13 protein-coding genes are annotated in these 13,585 nt (G+C 62.1%); 4 read left to right on the top strand and 9 right to left on the bottom strand.

From position 1 onward, the window contains the following. Nucleotides 1-98: 98 nt before the first annotated feature. Nucleotides 99-503: a hypothetical protein gene (locus TR36_RS02790; protein ID WP_045387557.1), complete on the top strand. Its 405-nt coding sequence runs from the start codon at nucleotides 99-101 to the stop codon at nucleotides 501-503. Here TR36_RS02790 and TR36_RS02785 read toward each other — a convergent pair whose 3' ends face one another. Beyond that, nucleotides 504-1,463 (bottom strand): class I SAM-dependent methyltransferase, encoded by a 960-nt coding sequence (locus TR36_RS02785; RefSeq protein ID WP_045387560.1) that lies wholly within the window; start codon nucleotides 1,461-1,463, stop codon nucleotides 504-506. Further along, nucleotides 1,460-1,804 (bottom strand): ATP-dependent Clp protease adapter ClpS, encoded by a 345-nt coding sequence (clpS, locus tag TR36_RS02780; RefSeq protein WP_062762331.1) that lies wholly within the window; start codon nucleotides 1,802-1,804, stop codon nucleotides 1,460-1,462. The genes TR36_RS02785 and clpS overlap by 4 nt, the downstream gene beginning before the upstream one ends. 84 nt (nucleotides 1,805-1,888) lie before the next feature. On the opposite strand from clpS, the gene TR36_RS02775 reads away from it, so the two are divergent. Next, complete coding sequence (locus TR36_RS02775) at nucleotides 1,889-2,590, top strand: HAD family hydrolase (protein ID WP_045387566.1); 702 nt, start codon at nucleotides 1,889-1,891, stop codon at nucleotides 2,588-2,590. Between the two features lie 157 nt (nucleotides 2,591-2,747). After that, nucleotides 2,748-4,151, top strand: coding sequence for a D-alanyl-D-alanine carboxypeptidase family protein (locus TR36_RS02770; protein WP_045388724.1), 1,404 nt, complete (start codon nucleotides 2,748-2,750; stop codon nucleotides 4,149-4,151). A gap of 48 nt (nucleotides 4,152-4,199) precedes the next feature. Here TR36_RS02770 and TR36_RS02765 read toward each other — a convergent pair whose 3' ends face one another. The 6 genes from TR36_RS02765 to TR36_RS02740 all read right to left on the bottom strand — a co-directional run bounded on the left by TR36_RS02765 (nucleotide 4,200) and on the right by TR36_RS02740 (nucleotide 11,627). Beyond that, nucleotides 4,200-5,456: a glycosyltransferase family 4 protein gene (locus tag TR36_RS02765; RefSeq protein ID WP_045387569.1), complete on the bottom strand. Its 1,257-nt coding sequence runs from the start codon at nucleotides 5,454-5,456 to the stop codon at nucleotides 4,200-4,202. Then, nucleotides 5,453-7,045, bottom strand: coding sequence for an ABC transporter ATP-binding protein (locus TR36_RS02760; RefSeq protein ID WP_045387572.1), 1,593 nt, complete (start codon nucleotides 7,043-7,045; stop codon nucleotides 5,453-5,455). Before TR36_RS02760 ends, TR36_RS02765 begins: the two co-directional genes overlap by 4 nt. Further along, on the bottom strand, nucleotides 7,042-8,145 hold the full coding sequence (locus tag TR36_RS02755; RefSeq protein WP_045387575.1) for an ABC transporter permease: 1,104 nt from the start codon (nucleotides 8,143-8,145) through the stop codon (nucleotides 7,042-7,044). Before TR36_RS02755 ends, TR36_RS02760 begins: the two co-directional genes overlap by 4 nt. Continuing rightward, complete coding sequence (locus tag TR36_RS02750; protein WP_045387578.1) at nucleotides 8,142-9,236, bottom strand: microcin C ABC transporter permease YejB; 1,095 nt, start codon at nucleotides 9,234-9,236, stop codon at nucleotides 8,142-8,144. Before TR36_RS02750 ends, TR36_RS02755 begins: the two co-directional genes overlap by 4 nt. Then, entirely contained in the window at nucleotides 9,236-11,086 is a 1,851-nt protein-coding gene (locus tag TR36_RS02745; protein ID WP_062762329.1) for an extracellular solute-binding protein, read from the bottom strand. Before TR36_RS02745 ends, TR36_RS02750 begins: the two co-directional genes overlap by 1 nt. A gap of 91 nt (nucleotides 11,087-11,177) precedes the next feature. After that, the gene (locus TR36_RS02740) at nucleotides 11,178-11,627 is read right to left on the bottom strand and encodes a cytochrome c family protein (RefSeq protein ID WP_045387581.1); all 450 of its coding nucleotides are present in this window, start codon (nucleotides 11,625-11,627) and stop codon (nucleotides 11,178-11,180) included. Nucleotides 11,628-11,720: 93 nt separating this feature from the next. Here TR36_RS02740 and TR36_RS02735 point away from each other — a divergent pair, with 93 nt between their 5' ends. Then, nucleotides 11,721-12,548, top strand: coding sequence for a prephenate dehydratase (locus tag TR36_RS02735; RefSeq protein WP_045387584.1), 828 nt, complete (start codon nucleotides 11,721-11,723; stop codon nucleotides 12,546-12,548). Between the two features lie 6 nt (nucleotides 12,549-12,554). Here the strand turns inward: TR36_RS02735 and TR36_RS02730 are convergent, their stop codons facing one another. Continuing rightward, nucleotides 12,555-13,493, bottom strand: a complete 939-nt coding sequence (locus tag TR36_RS02730; RefSeq protein WP_045387587.1) for an L-threonylcarbamoyladenylate synthase — start codon at nucleotides 13,491-13,493, stop codon at nucleotides 12,555-12,557. Between the last annotated feature and the right edge of the window lie 92 nt (nucleotides 13,494-13,585).

Raw genomic sequence — 13,585 nt, 5'->3', positions numbered from 1 at the left:
GGGGATCCCTTCGCTATCACCCACCCCTAGCAGATGCGCGGGGACCATTGGAAGCGCAACGCGCCCGCGCTATAAAACGGGGGTGGAGGAGGCCCACCATGAAGCCATTGATTCTGCTGCCCGTGATCCTTGCACTTTCGGCCTGTGCCACACCGCGTGAACGGTGTGTCAGCGATGCCACCCGGAATCTGCAGGTTGTGGACAGGCTGATCGCCCAGACCGAGCTGACGCTGGACCGGGGATATGCCACGGAACAGTATCAGGTTTCGCGCCCCACCTATCGCCAATGCGGCTTTTACAGCACGCGCACCCGAGACGGCCGGATCGTGCGGGGGGCACCGCGGATGTGCTGGGATGACGAAATCATCACCCGTACGCGCCCTGTCGCCGTCAACCTGACGGAACAATCGGAAACGCTGGCCTCACTCAAGGGGAAGCGGACCGCCCTGGCGCGCGAAGCGCAGGCAACGGTGCAACAATGCACCGCCCTTTACCCCGAATAATCAGCGTCGGCGGTTCGGGCCTTCGGCACGCACCACGCGAAACGCGCCGTCGCCGCCAATTTCCTCAACCTTGCGAAAGGCCGCCTGCAGCACCTCGCGATACGGCAGGTGGCGGTTCGCGACCAGCCACAATGTCCCCTCGCTTGCCAGAATACGTGCGGCCTGCGTGATGAACGCGATGCCAAGCGCCGGATCGGCATCCCGCCCCGTATGGAACGGCGGGTTGCAGACCACATGGCGCAGCGACCGGTCGGGCGTCCAGGTCGTGGCATCGGCCCAATGGAAGCGCACATTCTCGCCCGGCACATTGATGCGGGCGCATTCAAGCGCTGCCGCATCCGCCTCGACCAGATCCAGCTCGGCCGCGCCTTTGGCCAGTGCGGCACGGGACAGATATCCCCAGCCCGCGCCCAGATCCGCAACACGCCCCTTCAGCGGGCCCAGCAGATCGGCCAGCAGCACCGATCCGCGATCCGGACCATCTGCAGAAAATACCCCCGGCACCGTCTGGAACCCTTCGACCATCCGCGGCGCGGCGGCCCATTCATCCAGATCGGCTTCGAATACGGCCAGTTTGCCATGTGCCTTGGTCACCGCCTCTCCGACCGTGCCGCGCGCCCGCAGATCCCGCAGAACGGAATCGATGCCGTCCGTCTTCTGTCCGTCCACGACTGAGACACCGACCTTGGCCGCTACGGAAAGCATCGCCTGCGCATGCGCCTTGGCACGGGGCAGGCAAACGATCATCGTCGTGGCATCGGCGGGCGGAACCACCGCTGTCTGCCAGCCCTGAGCTGCAAAGTGATCGTGATCCGGGCGGAACCCCTGCACGACAACCGTGCGGTCCTTGGGCAGGGCGGAAATATCGTCACCGGCATGCGGACCCAATATCGCGATACGCCCCTCGGGCAACGTCAGCGCGCCGGTATCCAGCGCCAGACCAAGGCGGGCTGCCCTCATTCTTCTTTTTCCATCGTGCATTGCAGCGGATGCTGGTGGCGGCGGGCGAAATCCATCACCTGCACGACCTTGGTTTCCGCGATTTCATGGCTGAACACGCCCACAACCGCGAGGCCTTTCTTATGCACCGTCAGCATGATCTCGAAGGCCTGTGCATGGGTCAGGCCGAAGAACCGCTCCAGAACATGCACCACAAACTCCATCGGAGTGTAGTCATCATTCAGGATCAGCACTTTGTACATCGGGGGCCGTTGCGTTTTCGGCCGTGTCTTGGTCATAAGGCTGGGATCGTCGCCCGGCTGATCGGGCGGGCCGGCCATGAAATGCGGTCTCGGTGCCATGCGTTGGGCCTTCAAAGGTTCACGTGCGGGGATTGCACCAATATAGCCTATTTCACGGCAAGGAAAAGGGGCGCAAAGACGACCATGCTGACGACCATCGGATTTGATGCGGATGACACCCTCTGGGCCAACGAGGCCTACTTCAGGCTGACGCAGGAAAGGTTTGTCGAACTGCTGGCGGATTACGCCCCCGTTCCCCATCTGAACGAACGCCTGCTGGAGGCCGAGCGCCGCAATCTGGGCCATTACGGGTTCGGGGTGAAGGGCTTTACCCTGTCGATGATCGAAACCGCGATCGAGGTGACAGAGGGCCGCGTGCCGGCCGCTGTCATATCGGAACTGCTGGCGGCGGGGCGGGACATGCTGGAACATCCGGTCAACCTGCTGCCCCACGCCCGCGCCACGGTCGAAACCCTGTCCCGCAGCCACCGCATTCTTCTGATCACCAAAGGGGACCTGCTGGATCAGGAACGGAAGCTGGCGGCCTCCGGCCTCGGGGATCTGTTCCACGGGGTCGAGATCGTTTCGGACAAGACGCCCGAAGTCTATACCCGTATCTTTGCCCGCCACGGTCAGGGGGCGGGGCAGTCGCTGATGGTCGGCAATTCGATGAAATCCGACGTATTGCCGATTCTTTCGGCGGGCGGGTGGGGTGTACATGTGCCCTACGGCCCGATCTGGGCGCTGGATCATGCCGATCCACCGGAACACCACCCGCGGTTCCACGAGCTGCCGGATCTGGGCGGACTGCCCCATCTGGTTCTGGAAATCGAACGCGGCACATGATCTGGGCAGGGTGGGCTTTTCCGCCACCCTCCCCTTTCTGTGAGGTGAAAAAGGTTTCGGCACCCTGTCGGCTGTGGTACCTTTTTAAGCAATCGACAAGTCCCTTCGGCATAAAGAAAGGGACCACCGAGGCAGGAACAAAAATATGGGACAGGCGATGAAATCGCTTCTGGAGCAGTTCGTCCGGCTTTCGCTGCTGGCATTGGTTGTGGTTGTCATGGCCAGCGGGATCTCCCGCGCGGCGCCCTATGCCGCCTTTGTCATGGATGCGCGAACCGGGGAAACAATCTACGAGACCAATGCGAACACGCGGCTGCACCCCGCATCGCTGACCAAGATGATGACGCTGTATATCGCGTTCCAGTCGATCAAGGAAGGCAAGGTCACGCTGGATACCATGATCACCGTGTCCAGCAATGCCGCGTCGCAACCCCCCTCGCGCCTTGGCCTGCGGACCGGACAGAAGATCGCCCTTCGCTATCTTATCCGCGCCGCAGCCGTCAAATCGGCCAATGATGCGGCTTCGGCCATCGGGGACGCCCTTGGCGGGGATGAGGCAACATTTGCCGGAATGATGAACCGCACCGCTGCGGCTCTGGGCCTCGAGAATACCACATTCAAGAATGCGAACGGCCTGACAACGGCAGGCCACCTCTCCACCGCGCATGACCTGACCATTCTGGGCCGTCACCTGCTGTTCGATTTCCCGGAATACTACAACCTGTTCTCACGCCGCAGCACCGATGCGGGCATTGCCACGGTCGCCAGCACGAACCGCCGCTTTCTGGATGCCTACGAGGGGGCCGATGGCATCAAGACCGGCTATACATCGGCGGCGGGCTTCAACCTTACGGCCTCGGCCTTGCGTGGCAACGTCCGGATCATTGCAACAGTGATGGGTGGCACCTCCACCGCCGACCGGAATGCAAAGATGGCAAAGCTGCTGGACATGGGTTTTGACCGTGCGCCCCGCTCCGCCACGATCATTCCGCCAAGCGCACCCGATTATTCCCAAGCGGGGCCGGTCATCGCCAATATCCGCACGCCTGTCGTGACGACGGTCAGCACATCGCCGCGGCCACGGGCACGCGGCGACGGCGCATCGGCGACCGCGCTGGCCGAACTGGAAAGCCGGCCGGTCACGACAGCCTCGACGGCCGGACTGGAAAGCTCTCCGGTCCCCGAGGCAAGATCCACGACGGATGCGGCCTCCATCAATGCCGCCATCGCCTCCGCGACCAGCCAGCCCCTGCCGTTCGAACTGGTTGCCGAAAAGACCCCGACCCCGCAACCGCAAGAGGTGGTGACGACCATGTCCACCTCTGGGGGCCGGTTCTGGGGCGTGAATGTCGGGCGCTTCAATTCCAGCTATGCCGCCGATCGGGCCATGACCAAGATCACATTGGTCGAAAGCAGTACCCTGGGCGACGGGCTACGCAAGATCGTCCAGCGGTCCAGTGGCTATGATGCGAACATCATGGGATTGACCGAGGATCAGGCAAGCCTTGCATGCCGCAGGCTGCGGGCGCGTTCGGAAGAGTGCTTCGAAATCGGGCCATGAGCCTTTGCTGCAGCTGTTGAAAAGGCCGGGCGACTTGCCCGGCCTTTTTCATTCGGCAACGGCGCCCCTCGGAAGTGGCTGAAGACGTCCCGCCTGAAAGCTTTCGATCAGCGCGATCTGGCGCGGGAGGCAGATGTTGCGCAGATCATACCGGGACTGGATGGTCGCACGGGCAGCGCTTCGCAGCGCGGCAAAATCGGCAGGCCGGCTTAATGCGTCAATCAGGGCAGCGGACCATCCCGCAACATCGAAAAAATCCACCAGAAGGCCGTTCCCACCGGTTTCGATCACTTCGCGCACCGGCCCTGTATCCGAGGCCACCACCAGCGCCCCCGCCGACATCGCCTCCAGCAAGGACCACGACAGGACAAACGGATAGGTCAGATAGGCGTGGACGCGGCTTACCTGCATCAGGGACCGAAAACTGTTGTAGGGCAGCATCCCCGTGAAATGCACGCGCGACATGTCCAGCCGGTCCTGAACCTCGGCCAGAAACCGCTCTTTCCATGAACCGGATGCGGGCGTGGTGCCATAGCTGACACCATCGGCCCCCACCAGAACCACATGGGCGTTCGGTCTGGCCGCCAGAACCGCGGGAAGCGCTCGCATGAACGTGTGATACCCGCGGTATGGCTCCAGATTGCGGTTCACGAAGGTCAGGACTTCATCCCCTGCTGCGAACTTCGTACCGTCCGGCAGGATGACGCTGGCATTCGGGTCCGGGGCCACGCGGGTCGTATCGATGCCGTCATGGATGACGTTGATCATCCGTCGCAATGCGGGCGGGTGGCTATCGGCCTGCCAGCGCGTGGGAGAAATGGCGGCATCGGCATGCAATAACGCCTGCCCCAGATGCGCCGCACGCCCCTGCGCGATCATATCGGCATCCAGCCCCTCGCCCCCGAATTCCGGGTCGAACCCGACATCCATGCCCCGACCGTTGTAATAGAGCTCGGCATAGGCAATCAGCCGGGCCTCGGGCCAGACGTTCTTCAGGAAAAGCGTCTCACCCCAACCCGAATGCCCGACGATGAGATCGGGCACATAGCCGCTCTGCCGCATCTGCTGCGCCGCGCGGGCCACGACCACACCCCGATCGCTGTGCAGGGTATAGGTCCGTCCCAACCGGGTGGCCGCAGAATCCACCCCGACCGGATTAAATATGTAGCGCACCACAGGGCATATATCCGCACGCCGGTTGCTTGCGTCCGTCAGGGCACGGACATCGTGCCCCCGTGCCATCAAGGCAGGTGCAAGATGCAGAAACTGTCCGGGAAAGTTCTGGTGGACGAACAGGATCCTCATTTGCCGTGGCCGGACATTGCCGCCGCCAGAAGCGCGCGGGTATAGTCGCTTTGCGGAGTGTTGAAAACGCGCTCCGCCGGGCCGCTTTCAACCACATCACCTGCACGCATCACCATGATCTGATGCGACAACGCCCGGACCACCCGCAGGTCATGGCTGATGAACACATAGGCCAGCCCCCACTTCCGCTGCAGATCCCGCAGCAGATCCACAATCTGCACCTGCACCGTCATATCCAGGGCCGAAGTCGGCTCGTCCAGAACCACGAGTTTGGGCCGCAGGATCATGGCACGGGCAATTGCAATCCGCTGCCGCTGCCCGCCCGAGAATTCATGCGGATAGCGGGTCATCGTGGCAGGGTCCAACCCGACCTCCACCATGATACGGGCCACGGCATCGTGACGGTCGACACCGGGATCGGTGCCATGCACCCCCAGCCCCTCGGCGATGATCTGTTCGATCGTCATGCGGGGTGAAAGACTGCCGAAAGGATCCTGAAAAACGACCTGAAGGTCACGCCGCACGTTCCGCAGATGCTTTGCCTGAACATTCTGGATGTCCTGCCCCATGAACAGGATGGGGCCCTCGCTCTGGATCAGGCGCAGGACTGCAAGCGCAAGGGTCGTCTTGCCCGATCCGCTTTCGCCGACAACGCCCACCGTTTCACCGGCGCGCACCGACAGGCTGGCGGCATTCACCGCCTTCACATGGCCGGTTACCCGCCGCAGCAGCCCTCCGTGGATCGGAAACCATACGCGCAGGTCATCGGTACGCAATATCTCCGGCGCATTCCCGGCTATGGGATCAGGGGTACCCGTGGGTTCGGCCCCCAGAAGTTTGCGGGTATAGGGATGCTTCGGCGCGGCAAACAGCTCTGCCGTGCGCCCCTCCTCCACGATCACACCGTTCTGCATGACACAGACACGATCCGCGATCTTCTTGACCACGCCAAGATCATGGGTGATGAACAGCAGGCTCAATCCCTCCCGCTCTTTCAGCTCTGCCAGGAGATCGAGGATCTGCGCCTGAATGGTCACATCCAGCGCCGTGGTCGGCTCATCCGCGATCAGCAGATCCGGCCCGTTCGCCAGTGCCATCGCGATCATGACGCGCTGACGCTGCCCGCCCGAGAGCTGGTGCGGATAGGCGCCAAGGCGGCTTTCGGCATCGCGGATCCCGACCCTGTCGAGCAGCTCCAGCACCCGCGCACGGGCGGCAGCCCCGCGCAGCCCCTGATGCAGCGCAAGGCTCTCCACCAGTTGCCGTTCGATGGTATGCAGCGGGTTCAGCGAGGTCATAGGCTCCTGAAAGATGAAGCTGATGTCATTTCCCCGCACCGCCCGCAGATCGCGGGCCGCAGCCCCGACCATCTCTTTCCCCTGATATCTGACCGAGCCTGTCACCTCGGCCGCATCCCCCAGCAGCTGCACGGTGGACAGGGCGGTCACGGATTTTCCAGAACCGCTTTCCCCGACCAGCGCCACGGTTTCCCCCCTGCCCACTGCAAAGGAAACGCCCTTCACCGCGTGATGGGTCGCCCCCTCCTGACGGAAGCTGATGTTCAGGTCACGAACCTCCAGTACATTCATTTGAAGGTCTTTCTGGGGTCAAACGCATCGCGCACCCCTTCGAAGATGAACACAAGCAGCGACAGCATCAGCGCAAAGGTGAAAAAGGCGGTAAAGCCGAGCCACGGCGCCTGAAGGTTCTGTTTCGCCTGCAGTGTCAGTTCCCCCAGTGAAGGGGCCGAAGATGGCAGACCGAAGCCCAGAAAATCAAGAGCCGCAAGGCTGCCGATGGCCCCCGCCGTGATGAAGGGCAGCATCGTGACCGTGGCAACCATCGCATTGGGCAGCACATGCCGCCACATGATCGTGCCATCGCTAACGCCCAATGCCCGCGCCGCCCGCACGTATTCAAAATTGCGGGCCCGCAAAAACTCGGCCCGCACCACACCCACAAGCGCGGTCCAGCCAAAGACCACGGTCAGGATCACCAGCAGCCAGAACCCCATCTGCCAGATCGCACCGACAATGATGATCACATAGAGCATGGGGGTGGAGGACCATAATTCGATCAGCCGCTGGAAGGTCAGGTCGATCCAGCCCCCGAAATACCCCTGAACCGCGCCGGCGGCGATCCCGATCACCGATGTCAGAAAGGTTACGATCAGCGCAAAGCCGACAGACAGGCGAAATCCGTAGATCACCCGCGCCAGCACATCCCGCGCCGTATCATCCGTACCCAGCCAATGGTCCGCATCGGGCGGCGACGGGGCTGCCCGGTCCAGATTGTTCACGGTGTCATAACTGAACGGGATCAGCGGCCACAGCATCCAGCCTTTTTCAATGGGCTCTCCGTCCACCGTTCCATGCTCTCCCGCCTCGGCCATGACGCTTTCGGGATCATCGAAGCAGGCATCCGACCCGCCGGATACGATCAGGCACTGGACCTCGGGCACCTTGTAATCGGCCTCGGTCCTGAAATCGCCTCCAAAGGCGGTTTCGGGGTAGAACTTGGCGACAGGCACCATCCATTCGCCGCGGTAGCTGACCAGAATGGGGCGATCGTTCGCAACAACCTCGGCCATCAGCGACAGACCGAACAGGACCGCAAATATCCACAGCGACCAGAAGGCCCGCCCGTTCGATCGAAAATTGCGCCAGCGGCGTTTGTTCAGCGCACTCATTTCCGGCTCCCGAAATCAATTCGCGGGTCGATCCAGACATACATGAGATCGGAGATCAGCCCTACGACCAGACCGATCAGGCTGAAGACGAACAGGGTACCGAACACGACCGGGTAATCCCGTCCCACCGCAGCCTCATAGGCCAGACGCCCCAACCCATCGAGAGAGAAGATCGTCTCGATGATCAGGCTGCCGCCAAAGAAAACCGATACGAATACCGCCGGAAACCCCGCGACCACGATCAGCATCGCATTACGGAACACATGGCCATAAAGGACACGCCGTTCGGCCAGTCCTTTTGCGCGGGCGGTCATTACATATTGCTTGCGGATTTCATCCAGAAAGCTGTTCTTTGTCAGCAGCGTCAATGTGGCAAAGCTGGCGATGGTGGAGGCCAGTACCGGCAGCGCAATGTGCCACAAGTAATCCCCGATCTTGGCAATAAATCCGAGCTGGGACCAATTATCCGAGGTCAGCCCCCTGATCGGGAACCATTGGAAATAGCTGCCCCCCGCAAATACGACCAGCAGCAGGATCGCGAACAGAAACCCGGGAATGGCATAGGCGACGATGATGAGGGCCGAGGTCCATGTGTCGAACCGCGTGCCGTCCCGCGTTGCCTTGGCAATGCCCAGCGGAATGGAAATGGCATAGGCAATCAATGTGGACCAAAGCCCCAGCGAAATGGATACCGGCATCTTTTCCAGTACCAGATCGACCACCGAAATCGACCTGAAATAGCTTTCTCCGAAATCCAGCCGCAGATAGTTGCCCATCATCAGCATGAACCGCTCCAACGGCGGTTTGTCGAAGCCGAACTGTTTTTCGAGGTCGGCGATGAATTCGGGCGGCAACCCGCGAGAGCCGACATATGTCGTGCCGGTCAGCCCCGAGGTCACCTCGCGATTGGCGCCGGCATCACCGGGACCACCGGTCACGCCCTGCATCACATCGCCCTGCCCTTCCATGTTGGCGATGATCTGCTCGATCGGGCCACCCGGCACGAATTGTACAAGCGCAAAGTTGATGACCATGATTCCGAACAGGACCGGCACGATCAGCAACAGGCGGCGGAGGATATAGGCGCCCATCAGGTTTTGTCCGACCACCAGAAATCAAGCTGGCCCAGCGCATAGGGCGGCAATGTCTGGGGGCGACCGTAACCCTGCCAGTAGCTGACCCAGAATTTCCCCAGATACCAGGTCGGCACCATGAATTGTTCATAGCGCAGAATGCGGTCGACCGCGCGCACGGCAGCGGCCATATCCGCCTGCGTCGTGGCGGCGACCACCTTTTCAATCAGATGGTCCACGGCTGGTGACGCAAAGCCCGCAGGGTTGAAGATGTCTTCCTTGGCATCCGAGCCGAACCGCTGGCCAAGCCCGATCCCCTCTTCGGGGCCGTTGTTATAGGCGTCGTAGATCATGTCCCAATCGAACGCCCGTTCGCGGCTGGTATATTGCGCAGGGTCCACCCGGCGGTAGGTGGCATTCACCCCCAGCGCCTTCAGGTTATCGACATAAGGAATGACGTAGCGGTCCATCTGCGGATCCTGCGTCAGGAATTCCACCACAAGCCCTTGGCCGTCCTTCATCAGCTGACCGCGGTCATCGGAGGCATACCCCGCCTCTTCCATCAAGGCCAGGGCGGCACGCAGATTGCGGCGGTCCAGCTGGCGATCGCCAGAGGTGGGGGGCACCGTCACCTCCTCCGTCAGGATTTCCGGCGGGATCTGGTCTGCCACCTCTTGCAACAGCGCCAGTTCGTCCCCCTCGGGTACGCCCTTTGCCTGCAGGTCGGTATTCTGCCAGAAACTCTGACGTTGCTGGAACAGCCCGTATTGCAGCGTATCGTTGGTCCAGGTGAAGTTGTACATCATGCCCAGCGCCTGCCGGACGCGCCTGTCCTGAAACTGCGGACGCCGCAGGTTCATCACGAACCCCGATGCGCTGGGCATGGAGCCGTCCGGCAGTTCTTCCTTGACCACCTCACCGCGGGTCAGCGCGGGAAAATCATATCCAGTCGCCCAAGTAATAGAGCTGTTTTCCTGCCGGAACGTATATTGACCCGCCTTGAATGCCTCGAATGCGGCATTGGTATCGGCAAAAAATTCCACACGGATCGTATCGAAATTTGCGCGTCCCCGCATGATCGGCAGGTCACGTCCCCAGTAATCGGGATTGCGCTTCAGGATGATGCGGCGGTTCACATCCCAGCTGTCCAGAATATACGGCCCCGAACCCGGTGAGGTCTCGAACCGGCTTTCATCCAGGCGCGCGCCGGTTTTATCGTACCACGCCTTTGACCAGATCGGGACGCCGCCGGCCTGGCTGATCAGGTTCTTGCGTGGCACGCCATCGGCGAACACGAAGCGAACGGTATGATCGTCGATGACCTCTGCCGTCGGGATCAGCGCCTTCACGGCCTGCGCATAGGAAGGCAGGCCCTGTTCCAGCAGCAGGTTGTGCGAAAACACGACATCTGCCGCCGTAACGGGCGTCCCGTCCGAGAACATCGCTTCGGGGCGCATGTGGAAGATCACCCAATCCTGCGTTTCGGGATATTCGATCTCATGGGCAACCAGACCGTAGGCGGCGCTGACCTCATCGGCCACATCACCCAGCAGGCTTTCATACGGCATGACGGAAACCGCCGGGGCACGGCCCACGCGCGCATAGGGGTTGAAGCTGTCGAACGTTCCCTGGGACCAGATTGAAATCTCCCCGCCCTCGGGGGCATCGGGCCGCACATAGCCCAGATGCGAAAAATCGGGCGGCAAGCCCAGTTCGCCGAAAGTAGAAAACCCGTGGCGCTTCAGGATTTTCGATGGATCACCGGATGGTTCCTGCGCCCCTGCCGGTGACGGGATCAACCCCGGATAGGCCAAGCCAAATGCCGAAAGCCCGAAGCCCCCCAGTACCGCCCTGCGCGACATCCCCATACGGTTATCCTCCAATTCATTCCGTCCGATGGTAAACCGCACCACCGTCCGGCCTCAAGTTGCGATTACGTGAGACGGGGGCAAGGAAAAACTACGGCACCGTTTCAAGATAGGCGATAATGGCCTTGCGATCTTCTTCGCGCGGCAGACCTGCAAAGGCCATCTTGGTGCCCGGCGCGAACCCGCGCGGGTTGGTCAGGAATGCCTCCAGCCGTTCAGGGGTCCAGGGGGCTCCCTCCATCCGCTGCAGGGCGTTGGAATAGGCAAATCCTTCCACCGATGCTGCGGGCCTGCCAACCACGCCATTCAGATGCGGGCCGATCCCGTTGCTGTTATCCACGGCGTGGCAGGCATGGCACCGGGCGAACACCTTGCTGCCGGCTGCTTCCGCCGGATCGGTCGATGCCGTGACCACCGTGTCCGCATCCCCCACCGCACGGGGCACAAAAATCAGTGCAGCGGTCCAGTTCAACCCCGCCAGCAGGACCACTGCCCCGCCGATGCCCGTACCTGCCCGCAACAGGCTATGCCATTGAACCATGGTGCCCCTTTCCTGTTCCGGCACCTGACATCTATGCGCTTCCCCCGCTGGCCTGCAAGGTATAGGAACACCACATCTACGAGGGGGATTACGATGAAAACCGGACGCATTTCCTTTCAGGGTGAATTGGGCGCCTACTCCCATTCCGCCTGCCGTCAGGCCTTTCCCGATATGGATGTCCTACCCTGCCGGACATTCGAGGATGCGATAGAGGCCTGCCTTTCCGGAGAGACGGATCTGGCCATGCTGCCGGTTGAAAACTCGACCTATGGGCGCGTTGCCGATGTCCACTCTCTGCTGCCTGCCTCCGGCCTGCGGATCATCGATGAGGCATTCGTCAGGGTGGAAATCGCCTTGATGGGCCTGCCCGGCACGAAACTGGACCAGATCACCCACGCCATGAGCCATGTGGTCCTTCTGGGACAGGCGCGCAGCTTTCTGAACAAGCACAACATCCAGCCGAAGATCGGGGCAGATACCGCCGGATCGGCGCGGGCCGTGGCCGAGGCAGGCGATCCGACCATGGCCGCCATGGCCTCCAGCCTGGCAGGCGAGATCTACGGGCTGGACGTGATTGCCGACGGGATCGAGGACCAGCAGAACAACACCACGCGATTTCTGGTTTGCGCCCGTGAAGCGGATTACAGCAAGCGCGCGGAACGCATGGTCACGACATTCACCTTCCGCGTCCGCAACATTCCGGCCGCCCTTTACAAGGCGATGGGTGGGTTTGCCACCAATGGGGTGAACATGACCAAGCTGGAAAGCTACATGGTCGGCGGCAGCTTTATCGCGACCGAATTCTATGCCGACATCGAGGGCCACCCCGAAGAGCCGCATGTGAAACGCGCATTGGAAGAGCTGGATTTCTTCACCAGCCACGTCACCATTCTGGGAACCTATCCGCGCCGTCGCGCCTGATCGCGTTCAGCGCGGGGCTGCGGCCCTGCGCAGGCGGTCGTTGATGGCGCGGCCAAGGCCTGTTTCCGGCACCGGGGCAATGGCGATCGTGCCCCCCTCGCCGGCCAGATCATCGGCCACGCGCAACATGTGGAACAGGTTGGCTGCCGCCTCGACCAGATCCCCGGTTCTTGACAGGTTCAATGCCGCTGGCCCCGGACCGAACCCGATGGCAATTTCGTCCGGACCGGCCATGGCATTCAGCCGGACCCGCCCGCGGGGCGCGTAATGTGACAGCAATTGCCCCGGAGCCGAAGGTTTCGCCGCATCCCCGCCCGTCCCGATCGGGCCCAGAACCGCCTCCAGCGCCTCCAGCGCGACGCCGCCCGGGCGAAGCAATACAGGTGGCGCTTCGGGATCCAGGATCGTGGATTCCACCCCGACGGCACAGGGCCCGCCATCCAGAACAGCCTCAATCCGCCCGCCAAGCCCGTCCATCACATGCGATGCGCGGGTGGGGCTGATCCGCCCCGACGGATTGGCCGACGGCCCCGCCAGCGGCCCGTCAAAGGCCCGCAACAGTGCCCGCGCCACCGGATGCGCCGGAATGCGGATTGCAACCTTTGCCAGCCCTGCCGTAACCAAAGGGGACAATCCTGCATCCGCACGCAGGGGCAGCAGCAATGTCAGCGGACCCGGCCAGAACCCTGCCAACCGGTCGAACCCTTCAGGCAGATAGGCATAGCGGCCGATATCTGCGGCATCGGCCAGATGGACGATCAACGGATTGAAGCTGGGCCGCCCCTTTGCCTCATATATCCGTGCCACGGCACGATCGTTGCGCGCATCACCGCCAAGGCCGTAGACCGTCTCGGACGGAAATGCGACCAGACCGCCGGCATCCAGCAGACGCGCGGCTTCGGACAATCCCGCATCATCGGGGCAAAGCAGGCAGGTTTCGAGCATATTCGGTGGCCTTCGCAACACAGCCCCCTCGCTACCCGCCCGACCTGACCGACGCAAGCGTGACAGACAACTTCTAATCCGCTATGGCCCCA

It is taken from the genome of Falsirhodobacter sp. alg1 (assembly GCF_000739715.2).
Taxonomy (GTDB): domain Bacteria; phylum Pseudomonadota; class Alphaproteobacteria; order Rhodobacterales; family Rhodobacteraceae; genus Falsirhodobacter.
This window is presented reverse-complemented; position numbering and strand designations above follow the sequence as displayed.